Origin of the sequence: Rhizobium sp. BK251 (genome assembly GCF_004345245.1) — a bacterium.
Classification (GTDB): domain Bacteria; phylum Pseudomonadota; class Alphaproteobacteria; order Rhizobiales; family Rhizobiaceae; genus Rhizobium.
In genome coordinates this window covers 465,166-490,454 of the sequence record NZ_SLUQ01000008.1, presented here as the reverse complement: position 1 = coordinate 490,454, position 25,289 = coordinate 465,166, and the positions used below count along the sequence as shown (strand labels likewise).

Below are 25,289 nucleotides of genomic sequence, written 5' to 3'. Positions count from 1 at the left end.
AGCGAAACCGCCCGGCAGATGCCTTTCCTATCAGGGAATTCATTGCATGGTACGGCGCACTCTTCTTGCAACATCCGCTCTTCTTGCTGCGGCGCTCCTCGCGGCCTGCAGTGACAATTCGAGCGGCGGCGCGACTGCGGGGGCAGGCGCCGGAGCCAAGGCGGCGCAGCAGGCGCCGGGAGTCGGCGTCATCACCCTGAAGCAATCCGTTCTGCCGGTTACAACCGTGCTGCCCGGCCGCGCCGCGGCCTACCAGACGGCGGATATCCGCCCGCAGGTGAGCGGCATCATCAAGGAAATCGCCTTCAAGGAGGGCAGTGAGGTCAAGCAGGGCGATCTTCTCTACCAGATCGATGACGCACCTTATCGCGCCGCCGTTGCGCAGGCCCAGGCGACCCTTGCGAAGGCAGAGGCAAGCGTGCCGAGTGCGGAAGCGAACCTCGACCGCTACAAGCGCCTGGTCAACAGCGGCGCTACCCAGATTGAATTTGAATCGGCCAAGGTGACGCTGCTGCAGGCCAAGGCGGATGTAGAACTCGCCAAGGCCTCCCTCTCCTCTGCCCAGATCGACCTTGACCACTCGCAGATCAAGGCACCCTTCGACGGGCTTATCGACCAGACCGCATTCAACGTCGGCAACGTCGTGACGGCGAACCAGACGACTGCGCTCACCACGGTGCGCCAGCTGGATCCGATCTATATCGAGGTCACCGAGTCGAGCACAAACCTCCTGAAGCTCCGCAACGCCTTCGCCTCCGGCGAATTGAAGGGCAACGTCAACAACGTCTCGATCCGCGTCACGCTCGAGGATGGCAGGGAATACGACCAGCGCGGCACCGTCGACATGTCGAAGACGACCGTCAGCGAAACAACCGGCACCTTCATCATTCGCGTGGTCTTCCCGAATCCGGATCATCTCATCCTGCCGGGCATGTATGTGCGCGCGACCGTGCTCCTCGGCGAAGAGAACGGCTTTCCGATTCCACAGCTGGCCTCCAGCCGCGACGCGAGCGGAAATCTGATTGCCCAGTTCGTTTCGGCCGATGGCAAGGTGGAGACACGGACATTCAAGACCTCCACCTCCTCCAACAATGCCTGGCTCGTGACCGAAGGTGTGAAGGATGGCGATCAGTTGATCGTCTCAGGCCTTCAGTCGATCACTCCCGGCATGTCGGTCAAGCCGACGGAGATGACCATCAATGAGAATGGCGTAGTCGTGACGCTGGATCAGGCCAAGTCGGACGTGCCTGTGCAGCCCGCCGCCCAGTAACCGGGCAGCGAGCCTCTCACCCAGCAAGCTTCAGGCGCACAGGAATTCCCGCATGGCCAAGTTCTTCATCCGACGTCCCATTTTCGCATGGGTCATTGCTATCACGATCATGCTCGCCGGCTGTCTTGGCATCTATACGCTGTCGATCTCTCAATATCCCGACATCGCGCCGACCACCGTCCGCATTACCGCGACCTATCGTGGCGCGAGCGCCGAGACGGTGGAAAAGTCGGTGACGACCATCATCGAAGACGGCATGACGGGCCTCGACGACCTGACATACATGACGTCGACGTCATCGACGGGCGCGGCCAGCATCTCGCTTACTTTCGGCAACAGCGTCAATCCGGACATCGCGCAGGTCCAGGTGCAGAACAAGCTGCAGCTGGTTCTCTCGCAGCTGCCCGACGACGTGCAGGATGCCGGCGTGCGCGTGACGCGCTCGACCTCGAGCATTCTGCTCGTCGGATCGTTGGTTTCCACTGACGGAAAGCGCACCTCCGTCGATCTCGGCAACATCATGTCGGTCTCGATCGAAGACCAGATCCAGCGCATAGAGGGCGTCGGCAGCATCAATACCTTCGGCTCCGGCTATGCCATGCGCGTCTGGCTCGATCCGTTCAAGCTGCAGAAATACCAGCTGACCTCCGGTGACGTGACCTCGGCCATCGAGGCGCAGAACACGCAGGTTTCGGTCGGTTCGCTCGGCGCCCAGCCGGTTACACCCGGCCAGCAGCTCAACCTGACGATCACCGCCCAGAGCCAGCTTTCGACGGTCGCCGATTTCGAGGCGATCATCCTGAAGGTCGAGAAGGACGGTTCCACCGTCAGGCTCCGCGACGTTGCGCGTATCGAGATCGGCCAGGAAAGCTATGGCGGCGCCTCGCGCTATAATGGCCAGCCGTCGAGCGGTTTCGCCGTCAATCTGGCGACCGGAGCCAACGCGATTGACACCGCCGCCCGCGTCCGTGGCGCACTCGACGTCATTGCCAAGGGCTTGCCGGAAGGCGTCCAGATCACCTACCCGTACGACACCACGCCCTTCGTGGAACTGTCGATCGAGAAGGTCGTCCACACACTCATCGAAGCGATCGTCCTCGTCTTCTTCGTCCTTCTGATCTTCCTCCAGAACCTTCGGGCGACCCTCATTCCGACGATCGCGGTTCCGGTCGTCCTCCTCGGCACCTTCGGCGTTCTCGCAATAACGGGCTATTCCATCAATACGCTGACCATGTTCGCGATGGTCCTGGCGATCGGCCTTCTCGTCGACGACGCGATCGTCGTCGTCGAAAACGTCGAGCGTATCATGTCGCAGGAGAAGCTCTCCCCGCTTGAGGCGACCGAGAAGTCGATGGGCGAAATCACCGGCGCCATCATCGGCATCGCGCTGGTACTCACCGCCGTCTTCATTCCGATGGCCTTCTTCGGCGGCTCCACCGGCGTCATCTATCGCCAGTTCTCGATCACGATCGTCTCGGCCATGCTGCTTTCGGCCGTCGTCGCCGTCGTGCTGACGCCGGCCCTCTGCGCCACGATGCTGAAGCCGGTCGAACAGCACCGCAAGAACAGGCTGGCCGACTGGTTCAACCGCAATTTCGAGCGCTCCACGAAGGGCTATGTCCGCAGTATCGCCTATCTCCTGAAGCGGCCGCTGCGGGTCATGATCGTGTTTCTGCTCGTCGGCGGCGGTTGCGCCTACATGTTCAACAAGCTGCCGAGCTCCTTCCTTCCGCAGGAGGATCAGGGCGTTCTCCTGACGATCATCACGACTCCGCCGGGTTCGACGACGCAGCAGACGCAGGCTGTCGTCGAGAAGGTCGAGGGCTATTTCCGGACGAAGGAAAAGGATTCGGTGCAGTCGGTGTTCGGCGCCCTCGGCTTCGGCTTCAACGGTTCCGGCCAGAACAGCGCCATCGTCTTCGTCAAGCTCAAGGACTTTGCCGAGCGCACGAAGCCCGAGCAGCATGCCCAGTCGGTGGTCACGCGCGCCCTCGGCTATTTCTTCACGATTCGCGAGGCGCAGGTCTTCGCGCTGCTGCCGCCGGCCATCCAGGGCCTCGGCGTTTCCAGCGGCTTCTCGATGTATCTCGTCGATAGCGGAGGCCGCGGCACCGACGCGCTGACGGCCGCGTCCAAGCAGCTCATCCAGATGGGCAATTCCAGCGGCAAGATCGTTGCTCTGCGCAGCAACAACAAGGAGGTCGAGCCGCAGATGAAGATCCTGATCGACCAGGAAAAGATCGGCGCGATGGGCGTCGACCTGTCGGCGGTCAACTCCATGCTCTCGACGATCTTCACTGGCCGCGACGTCAACGACTTCACCCTGAACGGCGAGATCAAGCCTGTCTACGTCCAGGGCGACGCGCCCTATCGCATGCAGCCGGAGGATCTCGACCACTGGTATGTCCGCAACACTCAGGGAGAGATGGTGCCCTTCTCCTCCTTCACCCGCGTCGAATGGGTGAAGGGTGCGCCGTCGCTTGCCCGCTTCAACGCCACCAGCGCCGTGCCTCTCGATGGCGCGGCAGCGCCTGGCGTCAGCTCCGGTGACGCGATGATCGAGATGGAACGGCTGACCGATCAGCTGGGCGGCGGTTATTCGGTCGCATGGCAGGGCATCTCCTACCAGGAACGCCTCTCGGGATCGCAGGCGCCGGTGCTCTATGCGATTTCGGTTCTGGTCGTCTTCCTCTGCCTTGCCGCTCTCTATGAAAGCTGGTCGATCCCGTTCTCGGTCATCATGGCCGTTCCGGTCGGCGTTCTCGGTGCTCTGGCGGCGGCAACATTCTTCGGGCAGGCGAACGACGTCTACTTCAAGGTCGGCCTTCTGACCACGATCGGCCTCGCGGCCAAGAACGCGATTCTGATCGTCGAATTCGCGAGGGACCGCGCCTCTACTGGTATGACCGCGATCGAAGCCACGCTCGAGGCGGCGCGCCTGCGCCTGCGCCCGATCATCATGACTTCACTCGCCTTCATCCTCGGCGTGGCGCCACTTGCGGTGGCAACCGGCGCCGGCTCTGCAGCCCAGAATGCGATCGGCATCGGGGTGCTGGGTGGTATGCTTTCTGCAACACTCCTCGGAATTTTCTTCGTTCCATCGTTTTTTGTCATCATTCGGCGGGTATTCGGCCGCCAGAAATAGTAAAAGGTACTGGGCAGTTAGCAGACTCGTTGCTACATTGCCGCGCACTGCTACTGATTTGGGGTCAGTGATTTTTGCAAGTTTCTGCTGATCGCCCTGGGCTTTTGAGTCTGGGACGGCCCCGATGAAATTTGGCGAATATAGGATTAACTGATGGCGTCTATTCGAATTGCTGCTCCCGCTTTGCTGCTGCTCCTAGCAGGCTGCGTCAGCGGTCCCGACTACAAGGCTCCCGAAATATCGCTTCCCGGAAAATATGCAGAAGGCGGAGCCAAAAGCGTCGGCGCCGACGTCTCGAGCGTTGCCTGGTGGACCGCCTTTGGCGATCGGAAGCTGAACGCCTACGTTGACGCGGGCCTCGATCAGAACCTCGATGTTCAGCAGGCTCTGGAAAGAATCAACTCCGCGACGTCCAACGTGACCGTCGCGGGCGCCGGCGCCCTCCCGAGCCTCATTGCCGGTGCCGCGAACACCACCAGCGGCCAGGCCGGCAATCTGCGTACGCAGTTTGATACCGAGAACTCGACGTCCGGACAGGCATCCCTGTCCTGGCTTCTCGACTTCTTCGGCGAGTTCCGACGGTCGAAGGAAAGCGCTCTTGCCTCGCTCGATGCGGCCAACGCTTTGGCCGATGCCTCCAAGCTCGCGTTCATCTCGGATCTTACGATCAGCTATATCAACGCTCGTGCCTTCCAGGAGCGCATCGCGCTGTCGAACTCCGACCTGAAATCGCGGCGTGAAACCCTGCAGCTGACGCAGTTCCAGTTGGAAGCCGGCGCTGCCTCGCGACTCGACGTCGTCCAGGCCGAAGGCCTCGTCGATACGACCCTTGCCGAAATTCCGGCGCTCGAGACGAGCTTCCGCACTTCGGTCCACCATATGGCGACGCTGCTCGGCCTGCCTGCTCCCGCGCTTCTCGGCGAGATGCTGAAGGGTGCTCCGCAGCCCGTCGCGCGCGTGCCGTTCAACGCCGGTATTCCTGCCGACGTCATCCGCAATCGTCCGGACGTCCGCGCTGCCGAAAGACAGCTCGCCGCCGCGACCGCGCAGATCGGTGTAGCCGAGGCGCAGCTTTATCCGAGCATTTCGCTGAGCGGCAACATCACGCCGTCCGTGATCCATAGCTCGAACAACGGCGGCCTGACCACCTGGTCCTTCGGTCCGACGCTTTCCCTGCCGATCCTCGACGGCGGCTTGCTGGGTGCAAACGTCCAGATCGCCCAGTCGAATGCACGCGGGCAGTATCTGGCCTGGAAGCAAACGGTCCTCCAGGCGATCGAGCAGGTGCAGAATGCGCTCGCCGCGCTGCGGCGTGACGGACAGACGGTCGATGCGCTGCGCGCTTCGGTCAAGTCTGCCCAGGAAGCACTCGAACTGTCGACCGCAAGCTACAAGGACGGCGCGTCCTCGCTGCTCGACGTCCTCGATGCGCAGCGCTCGGTTTCTGACGCGCAGGCGTCTCTCGCCCAGGCCATCGGGCAGACGGCAACCGACTACGTGAACCTGAACATCGCGATCGGCGGCGGCTACAACCCGGCCAAGCCGGCTGTGGCTGCGAAGAAGCTTACGAACTGAGATCAGTCACATCTGACCTTGGAAAACGCCGCGCCAGTCGCGGCGTTTTTCGTTTGAGCGAGGCTCAGCGGCGCCGCTTTCTCGTGGCTTTCGGTTGCCTCAGCAGCGCTGGACAGCCGAGGCGCGCTCGCTGAGCCCCTTAACGATCCGCGTCTCTGACGGTGCCCTCCCCACGTATTTCAACCGATATTTTACCTGCTCTGGAATTTCGAATCGACAAGCCATGGGTCCTGCTGTAATCGTCTGGTTAAACGATTAAGCAGATTTCTCGATTAATGGCTCTCGCCCGCTCCGGACCCAACCTCAGCAGGATCGCAAATTCGCTCGGCGTCTCCGTCGCGACGGTGTCGAACGCGCTTTCGGGCAAGGGTCGCGTCTCGGCTGAACTGGCCGAAAAGATCCGCTCCCGGGCGGCGGAACTCGGCTATGTCCCAAGCCAGGCGGGCCGCGCGCTGCGCACCGGGCGAAGCGGCGTTCTGGGTCTCGTCCTGCCGGATATCGCCAATCCTCTCTTCCCGAATATCGCCCAGGCGATCGAGTTTGCCGCCTCTGCGGCCGGCTATGGCGTCCTGATTGCGGATTCGCGCGGGGATACCGCCATGCAGATGGAGGCGATAAACCGCCTCATCGAGCGCGATGTGGACGGCATGGTGATCGTTCCGAGGCGCGGTACGCGCATCGCCGACATCGGTTGCCCGGTGGCCGTTATCGACTCCCCCTCCACGCCGGGCAACACGGTTGCCGCGGACCATTGGCATGCGGGGCGCCAGATCGGCGACCATCTGGTCGCACTCGGCCACGAGCGGGTCGTTATCCTTGCCAACAATCCGGATTCCAACGTTCAGAACGACCGTGTTGGCGGCATTCGGTCCGCGCTGACGCCCCATATGAAGGCGGAAGTCATCTGGGCCGAGAAGGTGGAGTTGAATGGTGGAAGAGGCTGCACGCTTGGCCTTGCCGAAAAGGCTCGCCAGGGTTTCACCGCCTTCGCCGCCGTGTCGGATCTGCAGGCGCTGCGGGCTCTCACGGAGCTGCAGCAGGCAGGCATAGGCGTGCCCGATTGCGCCAGCGTGACCGGCTTCGACGATCTCATCTGGTCACCCGTCGTCACCCCCGCGCTTACCACCATGCGCATGGACACGACGGCAATCGCTGAAATCGCCGTTTCCGCGCTGCTGGATGCCATTGCCGAGAGACCGATGGTGCTCTCGGCTCGGCCCGCCGCGAAGACCTACGGCAATGTCGTCTCGGCGCCGACGTCGAAGGTTCCGATGCAGCTCATAATCCGCCAATCCTCCGGGCGCGCGCCGTCCGGCAATACAAACCTCGCAGAAGGAGAACATGCCAAATGAAAAAGGTCTTATTGGCTTCGGCCGGTCTCGTCGCAATCTCTGCCGCCGGCGCCTGGGCGCAGGAGCGGACGCTCACGATTTCCGTCTATGCCTTCGCGCAGGATGACTTCAAGGAGCTGGTCTACGATCCCTTCGAAGCAAAATGCGGCTGCAAGCTGGTGGTCGAGACCGGCAACAGCGTCGAGCGCCTTGCCAAAATGGAAGCCAACAAGGCAAGCCCGGTCGTCGATCTCGCTGCGGTCTCGATGGCAGATGCTCTGGCCGCCTCCCGCGCCGGCCTGATCGACAAGGTTGATACCTCCAAGCTCGCCAACTTCGGCAAGCTCTACGACATCGCCAAGGACCCGAACGGCGACGGCATGAGCGTGGGCTACACCTTCTATGCGACGTCGATCGCCTACCGCTCCGACAAGATGAAGATCGAGTCCTGGGCCGACCTTCTGAAGCCCGAATATGTGGGCCACGTCGCCTGGCCGAACGTCACCACCAACCAGGGCCCGCCGTCGCTCTATATGCTTGGCCTCGCTCTGGACAAGAATACGCCTGATCTCAAGGCCCCGATCGAGGAACTCGGCAAGTACAAGGATGATATCGTCACCTTCTACGTGAAGTCCTCGCAGCTCGTGCAGCTGATGCAGCAGGAAGAAATCTGGGCTGCTCCGATCGGCCGCTTTTCCTGGGCCGGGTTCACCAAGCTCGACGTGCCCGTCGCATGGGCGACGCCGAAAGAGGGACAGACCGGCGGCATGAACGTGATGGTCCTCACGAAGGGCTCGAAGAACCAGGATCTGGCGCTGCAGTTCATGGACTTCTGGCTCTCCACGGAGGTCCAGACCAAGCTTGCCGAAAAGCTTGTCGACAGCCCCGCCAACAAGGACGTGAAGCTCTCGCCGGAAATCGCCGAGAACCTGACCTATGGCGAGGAAACCGCAAAGAGCCTGAAGCTCATTCCCTCCGCCACGGCGCTCGATAATCGCGATGTCTGGCTGAAGGAGTGGAACGCCAGCGTCGGCCAGTAACAGCCGGCCGCAATGCTCCGGTTCCCGGCGCCCCTGCCGGGAACTTCCGCATCTCTTTTCACCCCGATTGCCTCCGAAAGGGCGCTCATGTTTCAGAACCGCGCGGAAGCCTTGGCGCTCGCCCTGCCGGCGGCGATCTTTGCCTGCATCGTCTTCCTCGTACCCGTTGTCGTCCTGTTGTCGGAGGGCTTCCGCACCGGCAGCGGCTGGACCCTTTCGGCCTATGTCGGCTTCTTCTCCGAGCAGCTGAACCGCACCGTCTTCCTGCGCACCTTCAGGCTCGGGCTCGAGGTCACGGCCGTCTCAGCCATCATCGGCTACGCTGCAGCCTTTGCGATCGTCAACCTGCCACCCCGCGGCAAGGGACGCATGATCGGTCTCGTGGTTCTCCCTCTGATGATCTCGCCGGTCGCCCGCACCTATGCCTGGATCGTCATCCTTGGCCGCACCGGCATCATCAACAAGGCGATCACGGGCATGGGTCTCAGCGCCGAGCCGCTTCGCCTGCTCTTCACGGAGACGGCCGTCTTCATCGGCCTGCTGCAGCTCTTCCTGCCACTGATGATCCTGTCGCTGGTCAGCGCATTGGAAAACATGCCGAAGGATGCGATTCCGGCCGCACGCGTGCTCGGCGCAAACTGGTTCCAAGTGTTCTGGAAGGTCATCCTGCCGCTCACCAAGGAAGGTCTCGTCGTCGGCGGCACGCTCGTCTTCACCGGCTCGCTGACCGCCTATATCACGCCGGCGATCCTCGGCGGCTCGAAGGTGCTGATGCTGGAGACCCTGCTCTACCAGCAGGTGACAGTCGCCAACGACTTCGTCTCGGCGAGCATCATCGCCTTCATCCTCATCGTCATGAGCTTTGCCGCAAACATCCTGCTCAAGCGACTTGCAACCGCGAGGAACAAGCGATGACCGCGCGTATCTTCTCCCCTGTCGTCCTCTTCCTCGTCATCGCCTTCCTGATCGGACCATTCCTCATCATCGTGGCGGCGTCGCTTTCGGCCGGCGATACCCTGGCCTTTCCGCCGCAGGGCTTTTCGCTGCGCTGGGTCGCCAAGGTCTTCACCATCGAGAGCTTCCGCGAGAGCTTCGTGATGTCGATGTTCCTCGCCATCGGCGGAACGCTGGCCGCACTCGTGCTCGGCGTACCCGCTTCATACGCGTTGTCGCGCTACAAGTTGCCGTTCGCCGAGACTGTGCGCACGATCGTCTCGCTGCCGATCATCGTTCCCGGCATCATCGTCGGCCTGGCCCTCCTGCGCTATCTCGTGATCCCGCTCGGCTTCAACATCACCCTCGCGCTCTTCCTGGCCCATACGGCGCTGGTCCTGCCCTATGCCGTGCGCGTCGTCTCGGCGAGCCTCGGCAACCTGCGCTCCGATATCGAGGAAGCGGCGGTCCTTCTCGGCTCCTCGCGCGTCGGCGCCTTCTTCCGGGTGGTCATGCCGAACATCCGCGGCGGCATTCTCGCCGCCTTCATCCTCGGCTTCGTCACCAGCTTCAACCAGGTGCCGGTCTCCCTCTTCCTCTCCGGCCCCGGCATCCGGACGCTCCCTGTCGACATGCTGGGATACATGGAGACGACCTACGACCCCTCCATCGCCGCGCTCTCCGCGCTGCTCGCCTTTCTTTCCATCGGCATCGTCTTCCTTGCCGAGCGCTTCCTGGGACTTTCCCGCTATGTCTGATGCCTCCTATCTCCGTCTCGACAAACTGACCCTGTCCTATGGCCAGACGGTTGCCGTCCGCGACCTCGATCTCTCTATCGGAAGGGGCGAACTCGTCGCCCTCCTCGGCCCTTCGGGCTGCGGCAAGACGACGACCATGCGGGCAATCGCCGGCCTGCTCACGCCGACATCCGGCCGCATCAATCTCGATGGAGCGGACATAACCCGCGTCTCAGCCAACAAGCGCGCCGTCGGTCTCGTCTTCCAGTCCTACGCTCTCTTCCCGCATCTGACGGTCTTCGAAAACGTCGCCTTCGGCCTGCGGCTCAAGGGCATGGGCGGACGCGACCTGGAGGCCAAGGTCAACGGCGGGCTGAAATCCGTCGGGCTCTCCAATTTTGCCGGCCGCAAGCCAGCCGAGCTTTCCGGCGGCCAGCAGCAGCGTGTGGCGCTCGCCCGCTCCATGGTCATGGAACCGAAGGTGCTGCTGCTCGACGAACCGCTTTCCAACCTCGACGCGCGGCTTCGCCTCGAGATGCGCGCCGAATTGCAGCGCGTGCAGAAAGAGACCGGCGTTACCATGATCTTCGTCACCCACGACCAGGTTGAGGCGCTGGCGCTCGCAGACCGCATCGTCGTCATGCTCAACGGCGGGATCGAGCAGATCGGCACGCCGGAGGACATCTACAACCGCCCGGTTTCCGCCTTCGTTGCGGATTTCGTGGGTTTCGAGAACGTCTTCGAGCTTCGGGACGGCAAACTGAAAACTGCCGACGGCACGGTTGAACTCGTGGGCGCGGCGCCTCGCAACGCTGCGGGTCTGGCCTGGCGGCCGCGTGCGGTAAGCCTTGGTTCTGGTCCTTTCCGTGGCACCGTGCGCGGCATGTCCTTTGCCGGGAACACCCGCGAATACCTGCTCGATACACCTCTCGGTGCCATCAAGGCCGAGGTCGACGCAACCCTCCCCGCCCATGCCATGGGCAGCACCCTGAATTTCGATCTGCCCGTCGCCGGCGCAGCATCGCTCTCGCGCTACGGATAAGATCATGGGTATCTGGATCGACACGGACATGGGTTTCGATGACATCGCCGCCATTCTGGTGGTGGCGCATGCGGGTCTCGATATCGACGGCATCTCGCTCGTCTTCGGCAATACGCCGCTGCCGCAGGTGAGGACGAATGCCGCGCGCGCGGCGCAGGCGTTCGGCTGGACCATGCCCCTCCATGCCGGCCGGGCTCGCGCAGTCCTCGGCGAAATCGAGACGGCGCAGGCCATTCTCGGCGACGACGGTATTCCGACGGCGGGCAGGACTCTGCCGGCCGCACCGGAGCCGCCAATGGGCGATGCCTTCACGGCACTCTGCAAATGGCTGGAGGCCGACGGACCGCACCGCATCCTGGCGCTCGGGCCGCTCACCAACATTGCGGCTCTCGCTCTCGCAAGGCCGGATCTCGCCGCCCGCATCACCGAGCTGACCTGGATGGGCGGCGGCGTCACCATCGGTAACCACACCGCCTCGGCGGAGTTCAATGCCTATGCCGACCCCGACGCGCTTGCGATCGTTCTGGCGCATGGCCTGCCGCTGCGCATGGTCGACCTCGATATCTGCCGCAAGGTCCTCGCCACGCCCGCCGATGTCGAACCGCTGCGGCAGGCTGGCGGCGCCAATGCGGAATTGCTGGCCGATCTTCTCGCCGGCTATGTCGCGATCGGAACCAGCCGCGGCCGTCCGGCCATGGCAATATACGACCCGACGGCGGCGGTGGCCTTTGTCGCGGCCGATGCAGTCACCTTCCGCGCAGCGCGAATCGATGTGGAACTCGACGGACGCCTCACCCGCGGCCGCACCGTCGTCGAAACCCGCGCCACGCACGCGACCTTCAACGCACATTACGCAGCAGACATCGATGTCGATCGGGCTCGCTCCATCATTCTCGGTGCACTCACGAAAGAAGCCCGCCGATGATGACCTCCCGCCCGGCCGAACCGGCCGACATCAACGATCCTGCGCTGCGTGCCGACGCCGTCGCCGCTGCCCGCGGCGACCGGGCCTTCGATACCCTCATCACCGGCGGCCGGCTGGTCGATATGGTCACCGGGCAAATCAGGACTGCGGACATCGGTCTTGTCGGGGCCCTGATTGCAAGCGTGCACGCGCCCGGCGGCCGCAGCGACGCGGCGGAGACGATCGATGCCGATGGCGCCTATATCGTGCCCGGCTTCATCGACACGCACATGCATGTGGAAAGCTCGATGGCGACGCCGGCGGAATATGTCGCGACTGTCCTGCCGCGCGGGGTTACCACCGTCGTCTGGGATCCCCACGAGTTCGGCAACGTCCACGGGTTGGACGGAGTCCGATGGGCGGCGGAGGCGGCCGATTCCCTGCCGCTGCGCATGATCCTGCTTGCGCCCTCCTGCGTCCCCTCCGCCCCCAGGCTGGAACTCGCCGGCGCCGATTTCGATGCAGACGCGATGGCGGAGATGCTGCGCTGGCGATCGGTCGGCGGCGTTGCCGAGATCATGGACATGCAGGGCGTCATCGCCGGCAACCCTCGCATGGCGGCGATCGTGAGCGCCGGCCTCGCTTCGGGCAAGCTCCTTTGCGGCCATGCCCGCGGGCTTTCCGGTGCCGACCTCAACGCCTTCATGGCAGCCGGCATCACCTCCGACCACGAGCTGACCTCGGGCGCCGACCTGATGGCGAAACTCTCCGCCGGCATGACGATCGAGCTTCGCGGCTCGCACGACCACCTCCTGCCGGATTTCGTCAAGGTACTGAACGAGCTCGGCCATCTGCCGCAGACGGTCACCCTCTGCACCGACGACGTCTTTCCCGACGATCTCCACGATAACGGTGGCCTGGACGATGTCGTGCGCCGCCTCGTGCGTTACGGCCTGCGGCCCGAATGGGCGCTCAGGGCCGCGACGCTGAACGCGGCCCAGCGGCTCGGCCGCAACGACCTCGGTCTGGTTGCTGCCGGCCGCCGCGCCGATATCGTCCTCCTCGAAGACCTGGAGGATTTTCGTGCCCGCCGCGTGCTGGTCAACGGTCGAACCGCTGCTCGAGATGGAGCGATGCAGGCTGCCCTGCCGCGCCTCGACGCCACCCCACTCAGGGATTCCGTCAAGCTGCAGCCGCTATCGGAAGATGACTTCCGCGTCCCGGCAGAGAAGGGCCGCGTGCGGATAGCGACCATCGACCGCCCCCGCTTTACCCGTTGGGGCGAGATGGAGGCCGAAGTCGTGGACGGCTTCGTGGAGCCGCCGGAAGGCACGACGATGATCGCTGTCGCCCATCGCCACGGCAAGGCGGACAGCCGGCCGCGGATCGGCTTCCTGACCGGCTGGGGCAAGTGGCGCGGCGCCTTCTGCACTACCCTTTCCCATGACAGCCACAACCTCACCGTCTTCGGCGGCAACGTGCGCGACATGACGCTTGCAGCCAACGCCGTCATCGCCGCCGGCGGCGGCATGGCCGTGGCATCGAACGGCTGGATCGACGCCATTCTCCCGCTGCCGCTGTCGGGTCTCGTCACCGAGGCATCGCTGAAGGACACGGCGACTACCTTCCGCTCGATCCGCAAGGCAATGGATGCAATCGTTGACTGGCAGCCGCCCTATCTCGTCTTCAAGGCCTGTTTCGGCGCCACCCTCGCCTGCAATGTCGGCCCGCACCAGACCGACCGCGGCATCGCCGACGTCCTGACCGGAAGAGTCCTGGAAAGCCCGGTACTGGAAGCCCTCTAGGCTTCCGGCACGAGCTCGCGTTCGACCAGCGCCACCCAATAGGCGGCACCATAGCCGAGTGCTTCGTCGTTGAAGTCATAGGCGGTGTTGTGGTGCAGCGCGCCGTCGACGGCAGGTCCGTTGCCGAGCCAGACGTAACAGCCCGGCGCCTTCTGCGCGAGGAAGGCGAAGTCGTCGCCTGCCGTCGAAGGCGGAAAGCTCGTCCGCACCCTCTCGCCGAACACCGCAGTCGCCGCCGCAAGTGCCCGTCCCGTGCTGCCGGAATCGTTTACGACGGGAGGGATTCGACGTTCAAATTCGTACTGAGCCTCGATCCCGAACATTGCCGCGGTTCCCTTGGCAAGCCGCCCGATCTCCCCTTCGAGCTGGTCACGCACGTCGGGCGAATAGGCTCGTGCCGTGCCGCCGATCTCGACCACATCGGGAATGACATTCAATGCCTTGGGATCGCCCGCCCGCAACGAACAGGCGCTGACGACCGCCGGCTGCAGCGGATCGACCACACGCCCGACGATGGTCTGCAGCGATGAAAGGAACGTGCCGGCCGCCGTGATCGGATCGCGGCCGAGATGCGGCTTGGCGCCGTGCGTGCCCGTGCCGCGGAAGGTCAGGCGCCAGCTGTCCGAAGAGGCGAGCTGTGGCCCCTCCACGACGGCAAGCTCGTCGACTGCGAGCCCCGGCATGTTGTGTAGCCCGTAGACCGCATCGCAGCGGAAGAGTTCGAAGAGACCATCCTCGACCATGCGTCTTGCGCCACCCCTTCCCTCCTCGGCCGGCTGGAAGATGAAATGCACGGTTCCGGAAAAGCCGCGCGTGGCGGCGAGATGGCGCGCCGCGCCGATCAGCATGGCGGTATGACCGTCATGTCCGCAGGCATGCATCTTTCCGGGCACCGTCGACTTGTAGGGACGATCGGCCACCTCCGGCATGGCAAGCGCGTCCATGTCCGCCCGCAGGCCGATCGTCCGGCTGCCGTTCCCGACCTTAAGCGTACCGACGACGCCGGTGCCGCCTAGGCCACGGTGGACGGCAATGCCCGCCTCTTCGAGAAGCTTGGCGACGATGCCGCTGGTGCGCTCTTCCTCGAAGCCGAGCTCGGGATGGGCGTGCAGGTCACGGCGCAGGGAGGTGAGAAAAGGCAGATCTTGCTTGATCCGGGCGGGGATGCTCATGGGCCTGGATATCCTGTGATGCGAAACGGGCACCGAACGGTGCCCGCCTCCAAAGATTCTCTTTTTCAACAAACGGGCGGCAAGCGCAACCCCTTGTTGAGGCTTGACCTTTCACGGATTCGTCAACGCACGTTGCGTTAGGTGCTGCTCCGCAAGGAAAGCCGTTGAAGGATTTCTAGCCCTCCTCGACGAAGACCTCCTCGCGCTTCGCCTTCACGCTCGGCAGGAAGACGATGATAAGCACCGCCAGCGCAATGGCGAGAAGCGTGGCACTGATCGGTCGCGTCACAAAGGTCGTCGGATCGCCGCGCGAGAGGATCATCGCACGCCGCAGGTTTTCCTCCAGCAGCGGCCCGAGCACGAAGCCGAGCAGCAGCGGCGCCGGCTCGCAGCGCAGCTTGGCGAGCAGGTAGCCGATCAGTCCGAAGAAGGCGACCGCATAGAGGTCGTAGACGTTGGAATTGACGCTGTAGACCCCGATCGAGCAGAAGGCCATGATGATCGGGAAGAGCACATAGTAAGGCACTGTCAGCAGCTTCACCCACAGCCCGATGAGCGGCAGGTTCAGCACGACGAGCATCAGGTTGCCGATCCACATCGAGGCGATGATGCCCCAGAAGAGCGCCGGCTGCTCCGTCGCAACGTTCGGGCCAGGAACGATGCCCTGGATGATCATTGCCCCGACCATCAGCGCCATCACCGGATTGGCTGGAATGCCAAGCGTCAGGAGCGGAATGAACGAGGTCTGCGCACCGGCATTGTTGGCCGATTCCGGGCCGGCAACGCCCGCCACGGCACCCTTGCCGAATTCATCCGGCTTCTTTGAGACGCGTTTTTCGACCGTGTAGGACGCGAATGACGCAAGGATCGCCCCGCCGCCCGGCAATATGCCGAGTGCCGAGCCGATGGCCGTGCCCCGGATGACCGGCGCGATCATCTCCTTGAATTCCGCGCGCGACGGCAGGAGCCCTGTCACTTTCGACATGAGGATCGTGCGTGTCTTCTCGCCCTCGAGATTGCGCAGGATCTCGGCGATGCCGAAGACGCCGACCGCCAGCGCCACGAAATTCAGGCCGTCTGCATATTCCCTGATGCCGAGCGTGAAGCGCGGCGTGCCGGTGTAGATATCGGTACCGACAAGGCCGAGCAGCAGGCCGAGCGCCACCATCGCAAGCGCCTTGACGATCGATCCATGCGCGAGCGCGATCGACGAGACGAGGCCGACGATCATCAGCGAGAAATATTCGGCCGCACCGAATTGCAGCGCGATGCTGGTGAGCGGCGGGGCAAAGACGGCGACGAGGAATGTCGAGACCGTGCCTGCGAAGAAGGAACCGAGCGCCGCGATCGCAAGTGCTGCGCCCGCCCTCCCCTTGCGGGCCATCTGGTAGCCGTCGATCGCCGTCACCGCCGAGGATGATTCGCCCGGCATGTTGATGAGAATTGCGGTCGTCGAACCGCCGTACTGGGCGCCGTAGTAGATGCCGGCGAGCATGATCAGCGACGAGACCGGCTCCAGCTGAAACGTGATCGGCAGCAGCATCGCGATGGTCGCCGTCGCGCCGATGCCGGGCAGGACGCCGATCAGCGTACCGAGAAGCACGCCGATCAGGCAGAAGAGCAGGTTGGCTGGCGATGCGGCGGTGGCAAAGCCGAGAGCGAGGTTTGAAAAGAGATCCATGGCGCGCTCCTAGAACCTGGTCCACGGGCCGAAGCGCTCGAAAGGCAGGCCGAGGCCATAACTGAAGACCGCGACCGAGAAGATCGTGAGCAGCACGGAAAGGAGGAGCGCCGGCAGCACTCCCATTCTTTGCGAGGCGAAGCAGGCGATCAGCGCTGTCAGGAAGATCGACGGCACGAAGCCGAGGCCGCGCACCGTAAGGCCGAAGAAGATCGGTGCCGGCAGGATGAACAGCGCGCCGCGCCAGGCAATCGGCCCGATCGGCTCGCCCTCCACGCGGAACGACTGGACGAGAATGACGAGACCGAGCAGCGCGAGCACCGCGGACAGCACCAGTGGAAAATATCCCGGGCCCATGCGCAGGGCGGTGCCGGTCTCAAGGCTGAGCGACTGAAAGCCGAAGAACAGGCCAGTGCCCGTAAGAAGCGCTCCGCAGAGCGCGTTGGTCGTATCGAAGGAAACGGATTTCATGCTGTCTCCTGAATTGGAAATGGTTCGCGTTCCGCTGAAACAATGCCTCTCATCCACTCCGCCGCATTCGCCTCGCAGAACAGGAGACGGCCGGCGCCGCCATCCTACACCCGACGGGCGCAGCTGGCGCGCAAGCGCGCGGAGCGAATAAACCGGCACATCCCTCGCCGCTCAGGGAGAGGGCGCAGAGGGGGCAGCGAACGCCCCCTCCGTCAACCGATCGCAAGATCAGTCCGCATATTCGCCAGCGGCCTCGATGATCGGCTTCCAGCGCACGATCTCGCCTTCGAGCTTGGCCTTAAGCGCGGCAGGCGTTGCGTCGGCATCCGAGGACGGAACCGTGCCGAGCTCGGCGAAGCGTGCGGCGACGTTCGGGTCCTTGAGCGCGACCTGCAGCGACTTCGACAGGCGGTCGGTAACCTCAGCCGGCGTGCCCTTCGGCACGTAGATGCCGTGCCAGATGCCCACCTGGAAGCCCGGCAACCCTGCTTCTTCCGCGGTCGGTATGTCCTTCAGCACGTCGAGACGCTGCGGCGAGGTCACGGCATAGGCCTTGATCGTGCCGCCCTGGATCTGCTTCGTCGTGTTGGTCGTCTGGTCGCACATGATGTCGACCTGGCCGCCTAGAAGGTCGGTCATCGCCGGACCGGTGCCCTTGTAGGGGACCGTCGTCAGCGGTGTCTGGATGGCGCTCATGAACATCATGCCGCAGAGATGCGAGGCAGCGCCGATGCCGGCATTGGCAACCGTCACCTTGTCGCTATTCGCCTTCACATATTCCACGAGGCTCTTCAGGTCGGTCGGCCCAAAGTCCTTGCGCGCGACGATCGTCATGGGAACGTCGGTGACGAGGCCGACATAGTCGAAGTCGTTCAGGGTGTCGTAGGCGAGCTTGCGGTAGAGCGTGGCGCTCGTCGCCATGCCGATATGGTGAAGCAGGATCGTGTAGCCATCGGCATCGGCGGATGCAACACGACCGGCGCCGAGCGTACCGCCCGCACCGCCGACATTTTCCACCACGATCTGCTGGCCGAGATCCTTCGACATGGATTCAGCAACGAGACGCGCGACCGTATCCGTCGGTCCGCCCGCAGCAAACGGTACGACCATGGTGATCGTCCGCTCGGGATAGGTTTGTGCCGAGCTGGCATTGGCGAAAAGCGAGACTGCAACGGCCGCGGTCATGCCGAGCATGGCCTTCAGAATTTTCATCTTTTGTCCTCCCTGACAAAATCCGTATCCCGCCGGCGCATCCTCCACGCCGGCCCCCAGGACGGCCCATTTGCTGCCCTGCAAATGAAGCCCGCAATCTCGATCAGGGAAATGCGGCGCCCAATTTCGACCTGTGCGGCGCAGCATGGGTCGAATTGGAAACAAACGACCCATGCGATGGGTGGAAATCCACCCATCGCATGGGTCGTTACTTGAAAGGGCGTCGCAAACAATCGCCAGGGCATTGCCGGGATTTGCATCCTCTGGGGGCGGTCTCAATGCGGATAAAGCAGGCGGATCTCGTCCGCCACCAGTTGCTGCAATCGCCAGAGATTGCGGTCGCGTATTCCGAACTCCTCGAGATGGAGCACGGTGTTATAGAGATATTCGGCGCAGGAGCCTGCATGGCCGCAGGCGCGGGCGATGATCCAGGCGACGGTCTCGAGTGGCTGCCGAAGCGATATGCCCTGCCCCGTCGGTCCCACCCAAAAGCTCAGGACTTCGCAGCTACCGCTCGTCCCCTGCACTGGTATCCAGCGCACCGCGGGAACAAATTCATGTTCCGATAACTCTCGGCGCAGGAGGCGCTCGATCTGCGCCCGGCGATCGCCTTTCGGCAAGCGATAGGCAACGCCGTCGCATACCCCGCCACGCTCGAGCGCCATCATCAGTCCGGGCTGCGATGGTGTTCCCCGCCACTCCTGCAACTCGATGCAGAAGGAGCGATGCCAGCCATATGCCGTCATCCGCCGTCTCTCCTCCGCCTCGAATGCCGGCCGCCAGATCAGCGATCCGTAAGCAAAGACCCAAAGATCGTCGCCGCCCCCGCTGGCTGCAAGTCGCTCCGAGAGTTGCTGGTAGTCGGCGTCCGTCAGCGGCGTGAACCTCGGATCGGGCTCACTTTTCGGCTCGTCCCGATGGCAAAGCCTCACGAGTTCGGGCGTCAGGGCCATGATGCGCTTCTTCGACATTCCTCCGCCCCCTGAAAAGTCGGGTCGCATGCGCATTCTCGAAGGGACTAGTTCTCGGTAAGCAGGATCCGCTTGTCGAGCCCGTATTTCTGCATCTTCTCATAAAGGGTCTTCCGCGAGATTCCGAGCGATTCATAGACCGGCCTGAGGCTGCCCCCATGGGCGACCAGCGCGCTGGCGATCACGCCGCGTTCGAACTCGGCAACGCGCTCGGCAAGCCCCGCGGCTTCCGCCTGTCGGCCCCCGCCGTCCAGGCCGAGCACCAACCTGTCGGCGGCATTGCGCAGTTCCCGCACATTTCCCGGCCAGTCGCGCTGGGCAACGTCTGAGATCACATCAGGCGGCACGACCATCTCGTCGCGGCCATAGCGCGCGGCCGCTTCGCGCGCGAGATGAAGGAAAAGAAGGGGGACGTCCGCCCGCCGCTGGGAAAGCGACGGCACGTGAATGGTCGCTACATTCAGACGGTAGAGCAGATCGGCGCGGAAGCGACCCGCCGCCACCTCCGCCTCCAGGTCGACCTTGCTGGTCGCGATGACCCGCACGTCGAGCGGCACGACCTCGTTTGACCCTAGCCGCGTGATCACGCGCTCCTGCAGCACGCGGAGGAATTTCGCCTGCAGGTCGACGGGCATGGAGCCGATCTCGTCGAGCAGGATCGTGCCGCCGCGCCCATGTTCGAATTTGCCGTAGCGCGGCCTGACGGCACCGGGAAAGGCGCCTGCCTCATGGCCGAAAAGCTCGCTCTCGATGAGGTTGGCCGGAAGTGCCGCGCAGTTGATGGCGATGAAGGGCCGGCTCGCGCGGGCGCTGATGTCGTGGAGCGCCCGCGCCACGACCTCCTTGCCGCTGCCGGTATCCCCGACGATGAGGGTATCCGCATCGCTCGCCCCGATCGCGCGGATGCGGTATCGCAGGTCGACCATCACCTGGGTGCGCCCCGGCAGCCGCGCCTCGATGTCGTCACGCTTGCCGGCAACGGCCTTCAGGAGGCGATTTTCCAGGACGAGGCTGCGGCGCTCCAGCGCGCGGCGGATGACCCCCGCCAGCATCTGCGGCGTGAAGGGCTTCTCGATGAAATCATAAGCGCCCTCGCGCATCGCCTTGACGGCAAGCTGGACGTCGCCATGGCCGGTCACGAGGATGACAGGGACTTCGCTGTCGATCTCGCGGATTTTCTGCATCAGCGTCATGCCGTCCATGCCCGGCATGCGGATGTCACTGACGACGACGCCGGGGAAACTGTAGCCGATCAGTTCCAGCACGTGGTCGGCGTTCGAAAACGTCTCAACATTGAAACCGGAAAGCTCCAGCGCCTGCGCCGTCGAGCGGCGCAGTTCCTCCTCGTCGTCGATCAGAAGAATCTTCTGCTCGTTCATTCGGCTGCCTCCGGCATCATTCCCGCCGCCGATTGAAGCTCGATGCGGAAGATCGCGCCGCCTTCCGGATGGTTGCCTGCCGTCAGGCTGCCGCCGAAATCCTTGACGATGTTGTAGGAGATTGAAAGCCCGAGGCCGAGCCCCTTGCCGACCCCCTTGGTGGTGAAGAACGGATCGAAGATGCGCTCCGAAATCGCCGCCGGAACGCCAGGCCCATGATCGCGCACCGTCAGCACCACCTTGCGGCCCTCCTCCGAAGCCGTGATCTCGATACGTCGGTCCTCCAGCCCCTCGACTGCATCGGCAGCGTTGGAAATCACGTTGACCAGCACCTGTTGGAGGCGCACCGAACCGGCACGCACGACCGGTGGCCTCTGCCCGAGGTGGAGCTGCAGGTCGGCTTCCGCCGCCTTTAGCCGCCAGGCCACGATCTCCAGCGTGTCGCGCATCGCCTCGTCGAGCGGAACGGGACCGAGCTTCTCGTTCGGCTTGCGCGCAAAATTGCGCAAATGCTTGCTGATCGAGGCCATGCGGTCGATGAGCCCGCCAATCCTCGAGATGTTGTCCTTCGCATCATCCACCCGCCCTCGGTCGAGCAGCACCGAGGCACTGTCGGTATAGGTCTTGGCGGCGGCAAGCGGCTGGTTGAATTCATGAGAGAGCGCCGCCGACATCTGCCCGAGCCCGGCAAGCTTGCCGGCCTGGATGAGGTCGGCCTGCGTCTGGCGCAGTTGCTGCTCCGTCAGCCTGCGTTCGGCGATTTCTTCCTCGATGCGGCTGTTGACGCGGGCAAGATCGGCGGTCCTTTCCTCGACACGCCGCTCCAGCTCGTTGCGCGCCTCGACCTGCAGGAGCATGCGTTCGTTGAGCCGCATGCGCCGCTGTCTGAGGACGGCGAGCCCGAGCCCGCCGATGCAGAGGAACAGGAACACGGCGGCAAGTGCCGTATGCGCCTGCGTGCGCAACGAGCTCGTCTCCATAAGCACGTTCACGGTCCAGTCCTCTTCCGGCATGTAGTGGGAAAGCACCAGATATTCGCGCTGCGAACTACCCTCGGGGATGGTCATCAGCTCATGGTCTTCGAAGCGGCTGCGCTCCACCGGCAGTTCCACCAGGTCGGCATTGGCATAGCGGCGAGAGGCGGCCGTCCGCGCGACGCGATCGGGCGTCAGGGGCAGAAGCGCGCCGTAGAGCCATTCCGGATTGCCGCTCATGAAGATGATGCCCTCCGGATCGCAGACGAAGATCCGGTACTCGCCACCGCCCCAGGAAGCTTCGATCATGTCGATGTCGACCTTGAAGACGATGACGCCGCGGACAGCTCCCTCAACGAGGATCGGCGAGGAAAAATAGTAGCCGCGCTTCAGCGAGGTGGTGCCGAGCGCATAGAACCGCGCTTGCCGCCCTTCCACCGCATCCTGGAAATATGGCCGATAGCTGAAGTTCTGGCCGACGAAGCTGGCCGGACCGTCGTAGTTGCTCGCCGCGATCGTCTCGCCGTTCGGCTTCATGACGTAGATGTCGGAGGATTTGAGGAGGCCATTGATCTCCTTGAGGTAAAGATTGGCCGCATCCCGAAGTCTCGCATCCTCCGGAAAGCTCACCAGTTCCTTGATGTCGTCATGGTCGGCGATCAGCGCCGGCAACGCCTCATACCGACTGAGGTGACCGCTGAGCGCCGATACGGCAAGCCTCAGCGCCGTACCCGCCTGGGAAGCGGCCTCGCTCATGTAGCTGCGCGTCGCAAAGGCGCCGCCGTAGAAGAAGAGCGTCGCGGCCACAAGCGGCAGCAGGCAGAATGCCAGCAGCAAACGGTATTTCGCGAACAGTCCGAACTCCTCCTGCCTTCGTCGGCCACCCCTCCTCGGTAGGCCACACGGCCAAAGCTTAATGAGCAACCATCCGATTTCCAAGACCTGCTTGCGGGCGATGCTCTTGCCCGGCGATGGCGGGTGCGGAGAGGCGGCATTCGAAGAGTTGAAAACTGGTGAAGCCGGCCGAAGGCTCGTTGGCTTGACATGCGCCGCTCCGCCATGCCCAACTTCCGCGACCCTCCCAAAGGCGAGAACCCCGATGACCGACGAGCCCGCCACACCCGATAGCAAGCTTACCCTCTCCAAGCGCCGCTGGGCGGCGGAGGGGAAATTTCTGACCGGGCGCATCAGCCGGCCGGAAGCGGAACGCCTGCCGCCGGGCCAGCATCTGGTGAAGAACTGGCCGGTGCTCGATCTCGGCCAGCAGCCGGTCATCGCCCTGGAGAGTTGGCGGCTGGAAGTCCGCGGGCTGGTCGAGACCCCGCTCGACCTTTCATGGACGGCCTTCAAGGCCCTTCAGCAGAGCAAGAGGCTGACCGATATCCATTGCGTGACGACCTGGTCGCGATACGACAACCGGTGGGAGGGCGTTGCCGTGCGTGACCTGCTGGATCTCGCCATGCCGAAGCCGGAAGCGCATTACGTGATGCTCACGAGCTATGACGGCTACACGACCAATCTGCCGCTTGCCGATTTCGCCGCCGAGGACGCGATACTCGCGACCGCCTGGGAGGGCCTGCCGCTCACGCGTGAGCACGGCGGGCCGATGCGCCTCGTCGTGCCGCATCTCTATTTCTGGAAGAGTGCCAAATGGCTGAGCCGCATCGACCTGATTCCGGCCGACAGGGCCGGCTTCTGGGAGAAGAACGGCTATCACATGTTTGGCGATCCGTGGCGGGAACAGCGCTACAGCGACGATTGAGCCGGCTGCCGCAGCACTCCGGCTCACTTCCCGCGCGGTCCGCTCCGGTGCCGGCCCGACATTTCCGTCCTGACGAGATAGACGAGCATCCCGAATCCCATCAGCGCCAGCACGTACCATGTGATCGCGTAGACGAGATGGTTGTTGGGGAAGACGAGCTGCGTCAGCCCGCCGACCGGCAACCCGCCCGGGTTGGCGGTCGCATCCGCATCAATGAAGTAGGGAGCCACGTCGGTCAGCTGGCGCGTTGCCGCAATCGCTGCGACATCGCGCGAATACCAGCGCTCTGCCGCCGGATCGTTTGATCTGAGGAACCCGCCGCCGGGCTCGGTCGGCCGCAACAGACCCGTCACCGTGACCGGACCCGAGATCTCGCCTTGCGGCCGGCTCTTGGGATCGCGTTTGTCGGTCGGCACGAAGCCGCGGTTGACGAGAACGGTCCAGCCTTCCGTCGTCTTGAGCGGCGTCAGCACCCAGTAGCCCGCGCCGAGGCTGGTCGCGGCATAGACCTGCACTTCGCGGTCGTTGAGGAGCGTACCGGTGACCGTAACGCGGCGATATTCGTCGGCCGCGACGTTCATGCCGGCCCATTCGGCCGGGCCCGGGGCGGCGACGGGGTCTGCATGGACCCTTGCCTCGACGCGCGCGATCAGGTCGAGCTTCCAGTGGAGCCGTTTGATTTGCCAGGTTCCAAGCGAACCGAAACCGAGGATGGCGACGACGGCAAAAAGGGCCATCAACGTGAAGGCCAATGGCGAACGTTGCCGCCGGGCCGGGATATCGGGATTGTTGTCTGTCATTCTTATCTCGTCCGTTCCGGGGTGGAACGGGGCGGGCGGAGAACCGCCCGCCATTGGTGTCAGGGCATGTTCCGCATCATGTCGGGCGACATAGGCGGCATCATGTTCGTATTGAGGTGGTACATGACCCAGATCGAGCCGCTGAGGGCGATGACCACGATCACGATCGTGAAGATCAGCGCCATGATCGACCATCCGGCCTCCACCCTCACGTTCATGTGGAGGAAGTAGATGACGTGGACGACCATCTGCACGGCCGCGAAGACCAGGATGATCGCAGCCGTAATGGCATGGTTTTGAAATACCTCCGCCATGACCAGCCAGAAGGGAATGGCCGTCAGGATCACCGACAGGATGAAACCCGTCATGTAGCCCTTCATCGTGCCGTGCGGGACATCGTCGTGACCATGCCCGTGGTCGGCGCCGTGATGCTGCGTGTGTACGTCCGAGCTCATCCGAGAACTCCCATCAGGTATACAAAGGTAAAGACGCCGATCCAGATGACGTCCAGGAAGTGCCAGAACATCGAAAGGCAGTTCAACCGACGCCTGTTTTCCGCGATCAGCCCGTGCCGCACGGTCTGTACCATCAGCGTGATCAGCCAGATGATACCGCTGGTGACGTGAAGTCCGTGCGTGCCGACCAGCACGAAGAACGATGACAGGAAGGCGCTGCGCTGCGGACCGGCACCCTCATGGATGAGGTGCGCGAATTCGTAAAGCTCGAGCCCGACGAAGGCCATGCCGAACAGCCCGGTCACCGCCAGCCAGAAGAGTGTCGATCCGACCTTGTCCTTCTGCATCTCCAGCATGGCGAAGCCATAGGTGATGGAGGAGAACAGCAGCATCGACGTGTTTACTGCCACCAGCGGCAGGTCGAAGATATCGGCCGGTGACGGCCCAGCCGCATAACTGCGGCCGAGAACGGCGTGCGTGGCGAAGAGGACCGCGAAGATGAGGCAGTCGCTCATCAGGTAGATCCAGAAGCCCAGCATGGTGCTGCCTTCCGGATGGTGCTCCTCCTCCATGTAGAAGACGGGAGCCTTGCCGTCCTGCCTAGTCGTTTCTGCGTGAATTGTCGCCATG

The 25,289-nt window shown here is 63.6% G+C and carries 21 protein-coding genes; 11 read left to right on the top strand and 10 right to left on the bottom strand.

The genetic code is table 11. The annotated features are described in order from the left end of the window. Positions 1-46 precede the first annotated feature (46 nt). From EV286_RS22830 to EV286_RS22785, 10 genes are all read left to right on the top strand, one after another. Complete coding sequence (locus EV286_RS22830) at positions 47-1,270, top strand: efflux RND transporter periplasmic adaptor subunit (protein ID WP_132959444.1); 1,224 nt, start codon at positions 47-49, stop codon at positions 1,268-1,270. A gap of 52 nt (positions 1,271-1,322) precedes the next feature. Beyond that, complete coding sequence (locus EV286_RS22825) at positions 1,323-4,415, top strand: efflux RND transporter permease subunit (RefSeq protein WP_132959443.1); 3,093 nt, start codon at positions 1,323-1,325, stop codon at positions 4,413-4,415. Positions 4,416-4,568: 153 nt separating this feature from the next. Continuing rightward, positions 4,569-5,990 (top strand): efflux transporter outer membrane subunit, encoded by a 1,422-nt coding sequence (locus EV286_RS22820; protein WP_132959442.1) that lies wholly within the window; start codon positions 4,569-4,571, stop codon positions 5,988-5,990. A 275-nt stretch (positions 5,991-6,265) separates the two neighbouring features. After that, complete coding sequence (locus tag EV286_RS22815; RefSeq protein WP_132959441.1) at positions 6,266-7,342, top strand: LacI family DNA-binding transcriptional regulator; 1,077 nt, start codon at positions 6,266-6,268, stop codon at positions 7,340-7,342. Beyond that, positions 7,339-8,361 carry an ABC transporter substrate-binding protein gene (locus EV286_RS22810; RefSeq protein WP_132959440.1) on the top strand — a complete coding sequence of 341 codons (1,023 nt, stop codon included), beginning with the start codon at positions 7,339-7,341 and terminating at the stop codon, positions 8,359-8,361. The genes EV286_RS22815 and EV286_RS22810 overlap by 4 nt, the downstream gene beginning before the upstream one ends. Positions 8,362-8,448: 87 nt before the next feature. Then, complete coding sequence (locus EV286_RS22805; protein ID WP_132959439.1) at positions 8,449-9,276, top strand: ABC transporter permease; 828 nt, start codon at positions 8,449-8,451, stop codon at positions 9,274-9,276. Next, positions 9,273-10,052, top strand: coding sequence for an ABC transporter permease (locus EV286_RS22800; protein ID WP_132959438.1), 780 nt, complete (start codon positions 9,273-9,275; stop codon positions 10,050-10,052). Before EV286_RS22805 ends, EV286_RS22800 begins: the two co-directional genes overlap by 4 nt. After that, the gene (locus EV286_RS22795; RefSeq protein ID WP_132959437.1) at positions 10,045-11,073 is read left to right on the top strand and encodes an ABC transporter ATP-binding protein; all 1,029 of its coding nucleotides are present in this window, start codon (positions 10,045-10,047) and stop codon (positions 11,071-11,073) included. Before EV286_RS22800 ends, EV286_RS22795 begins: the two co-directional genes overlap by 8 nt. 4 nt (positions 11,074-11,077) lie before the next feature. Continuing rightward, the gene (locus tag EV286_RS22790; RefSeq protein WP_132959436.1) at positions 11,078-11,998 is read left to right on the top strand and encodes a nucleoside hydrolase; all 921 of its coding nucleotides are present in this window, start codon (positions 11,078-11,080) and stop codon (positions 11,996-11,998) included. Continuing rightward, positions 11,998-13,782, top strand: coding sequence for an adenine deaminase (locus tag EV286_RS22785; RefSeq protein WP_132959488.1), 1,785 nt, complete (start codon positions 11,998-12,000; stop codon positions 13,780-13,782). Before EV286_RS22790 ends, EV286_RS22785 begins: the two co-directional genes overlap by 1 nt. Here EV286_RS22785 and EV286_RS22780 read toward each other — a convergent pair. The 7 genes from EV286_RS22780 to EV286_RS22750 all read right to left on the bottom strand — a co-directional run bounded on the left by EV286_RS22780 (position 13,779) and on the right by EV286_RS22750 (position 22,473). Then, the gene (locus EV286_RS22780; RefSeq protein WP_132959435.1) at positions 13,779-14,954 is read right to left on the bottom strand and encodes a M20 aminoacylase family protein; all 1,176 of its coding nucleotides are present in this window, start codon (positions 14,952-14,954) and stop codon (positions 13,779-13,781) included. The genes EV286_RS22785 and EV286_RS22780 overlap by 4 nt on opposite strands. A 175-nt stretch (positions 14,955-15,129) precedes the next feature. Further along, positions 15,130-16,635 (bottom strand): tripartite tricarboxylate transporter permease, encoded by a 1,506-nt coding sequence (locus tag EV286_RS22775; RefSeq protein WP_132959434.1) that lies wholly within the window; start codon positions 16,633-16,635, stop codon positions 15,130-15,132. A gap of 9 nt (positions 16,636-16,644) precedes the next feature. After that, a complete protein-coding gene (locus EV286_RS22770; protein ID WP_132959433.1) occupies positions 16,645-17,106 on the bottom strand; it encodes a tripartite tricarboxylate transporter TctB family protein in 462 nt (153 codons plus the stop codon). Between the two features lie 228 nt (positions 17,107-17,334). Beyond that, positions 17,335-18,318, bottom strand: a complete 984-nt coding sequence (locus EV286_RS22765) for a tripartite tricarboxylate transporter substrate binding protein BugD (RefSeq protein ID WP_132959432.1) — start codon at positions 18,316-18,318, stop codon at positions 17,335-17,337. A 275-nt stretch (positions 18,319-18,593) separates the two neighbouring features. Continuing rightward, positions 18,594-19,289, bottom strand: a complete 696-nt coding sequence (locus EV286_RS22760) for a gamma-glutamylcyclotransferase (protein WP_245500795.1) — start codon at positions 19,287-19,289, stop codon at positions 18,594-18,596. A gap of 47 nt (positions 19,290-19,336) precedes the next feature. After that, positions 19,337-20,668, bottom strand: a complete 1,332-nt coding sequence (locus EV286_RS22755; RefSeq protein WP_132959431.1) for a sigma-54 dependent transcriptional regulator — start codon at positions 20,666-20,668, stop codon at positions 19,337-19,339. Beyond that, entirely contained in the window at positions 20,665-22,473 is a 1,809-nt protein-coding gene (locus EV286_RS22750; RefSeq protein WP_281041106.1) for a sensor histidine kinase, read from the bottom strand. Before EV286_RS22750 ends, EV286_RS22755 begins: the two co-directional genes overlap by 4 nt. Before the next feature lie 268 nt (positions 22,474-22,741). On the opposite strand from EV286_RS22750, the gene EV286_RS22745 reads away from it, so the two are divergent. Further along, on the top strand, positions 22,742-23,404 hold the full coding sequence (locus tag EV286_RS22745; protein ID WP_132959430.1) for a sulfite oxidase-like oxidoreductase: 663 nt from the start codon (positions 22,742-22,744) through the stop codon (positions 23,402-23,404). Positions 23,405-23,427: 23 nt separating this feature from the next. On the opposite strand, the gene EV286_RS22740 is transcribed toward EV286_RS22745, so the two are convergent. From EV286_RS22740 to cyoC, 3 genes are all read right to left on the bottom strand, one after another. Continuing rightward, complete coding sequence (locus EV286_RS22740) at positions 23,428-24,141, bottom strand: SURF1 family protein (protein WP_245500801.1); 714 nt, start codon at positions 24,139-24,141, stop codon at positions 23,428-23,430. A gap of 122 nt (positions 24,142-24,263) precedes the next feature. Next, positions 24,264-24,659, bottom strand: a complete 396-nt coding sequence (gene cyoD / locus EV286_RS22735; RefSeq protein WP_132959428.1) for a cytochrome o ubiquinol oxidase subunit IV — start codon at positions 24,657-24,659, stop codon at positions 24,264-24,266. After that, a complete protein-coding gene (gene cyoC, locus EV286_RS22730; RefSeq protein WP_132959427.1) occupies positions 24,656-25,288 on the bottom strand; it encodes a cytochrome o ubiquinol oxidase subunit III in 633 nt (210 codons plus the stop codon). Before cyoC ends, cyoD begins: the two co-directional genes overlap by 4 nt. Between the last annotated feature and the right edge of the window lies 1 nt (position 25,289).

What these genes read in the sequence shown, in the direction of transcription:
- EV286_RS22825 (WP_132959443.1), top strand. Translation starts at nt 1,323, where the DNA reads ATGGCCAAGTTCTTCATCCGACGTCCCATTTTCGCATGGGTCATTGCT.
- EV286_RS22780 (WP_132959435.1), bottom strand. Translation starts at nt 14,954, where the DNA reads ATGAGCATCCCCGCCCGGATCAAGCAAGATCTGCCTTTTCTCACCTCC.
- EV286_RS22795 (WP_132959437.1), top strand. Translation starts at nt 10,045, where the DNA reads ATGTCTGATGCCTCCTATCTCCGTCTCGACAAACTGACCCTGTCCTAT.
- EV286_RS22760 (WP_245500795.1), bottom strand. Translation starts at nt 19,289, where the DNA reads ATGTCGAAGAAGCGCATCATGGCCCTGACGCCCGAACTCGTGAGGCTT.
- EV286_RS22770 (WP_132959433.1), bottom strand. Translation starts at nt 17,106, where the DNA reads ATGAAATCCGTTTCCTTCGATACGACCAACGCGCTCTGCGGAGCGCTT.
- EV286_RS22800 (WP_132959438.1), top strand. Translation starts at nt 9,273, where the DNA reads ATGACCGCGCGTATCTTCTCCCCTGTCGTCCTCTTCCTCGTCATCGCC.
- EV286_RS22775 (WP_132959434.1), bottom strand. Translation starts at nt 16,635, where the DNA reads ATGGATCTCTTTTCAAACCTCGCTCTCGGCTTTGCCACCGCCGCATCG.
- cyoD (WP_132959428.1), bottom strand. Translation starts at nt 24,659, where the DNA reads ATGAGCTCGGACGTACACACGCAGCATCACGGCGCCGACCACGGGCAT.
- cyoC (WP_132959427.1), bottom strand. Translation starts at nt 25,288, where the DNA reads ATGGCGACAATTCACGCAGAAACGACTAGGCAGGACGGCAAGGCTCCC.
- EV286_RS22740 (WP_245500801.1), bottom strand. Translation starts at nt 24,141, where the DNA reads ATGGCCCTTTTTGCCGTCGTCGCCATCCTCGGTTTCGGTTCGCTTGGA.
- EV286_RS22765 (WP_132959432.1), bottom strand. Translation starts at nt 18,318, where the DNA reads ATGAAAATTCTGAAGGCCATGCTCGGCATGACCGCGGCCGTTGCAGTC.
- EV286_RS22785 (WP_132959488.1), top strand. Translation starts at nt 11,998, where the DNA reads ATGACCTCCCGCCCGGCCGAACCGGCCGACATCAACGATCCTGCGCTG.
- EV286_RS22815 (WP_132959441.1), top strand. Translation starts at nt 6,266, where the DNA reads ATGGCTCTCGCCCGCTCCGGACCCAACCTCAGCAGGATCGCAAATTCG.
- EV286_RS22810 (WP_132959440.1), top strand. Translation starts at nt 7,339, where the DNA reads ATGAAAAAGGTCTTATTGGCTTCGGCCGGTCTCGTCGCAATCTCTGCC.
- EV286_RS22820 (WP_132959442.1), top strand. Translation starts at nt 4,569, where the DNA reads ATGGCGTCTATTCGAATTGCTGCTCCCGCTTTGCTGCTGCTCCTAGCA.
- EV286_RS22830 (WP_132959444.1), top strand. Translation starts at nt 47, where the DNA reads ATGGTACGGCGCACTCTTCTTGCAACATCCGCTCTTCTTGCTGCGGCG.
- EV286_RS22790 (WP_132959436.1), top strand. Translation starts at nt 11,078, where the DNA reads ATGGGTATCTGGATCGACACGGACATGGGTTTCGATGACATCGCCGCC.
- EV286_RS22805 (WP_132959439.1), top strand. Translation starts at nt 8,449, where the DNA reads ATGTTTCAGAACCGCGCGGAAGCCTTGGCGCTCGCCCTGCCGGCGGCG.
- EV286_RS22755 (WP_132959431.1), bottom strand. Translation starts at nt 20,668, where the DNA reads ATGAACGAGCAGAAGATTCTTCTGATCGACGACGAGGAGGAACTGCGC.
- EV286_RS22745 (WP_132959430.1), top strand. Translation starts at nt 22,742, where the DNA reads ATGACCGACGAGCCCGCCACACCCGATAGCAAGCTTACCCTCTCCAAG.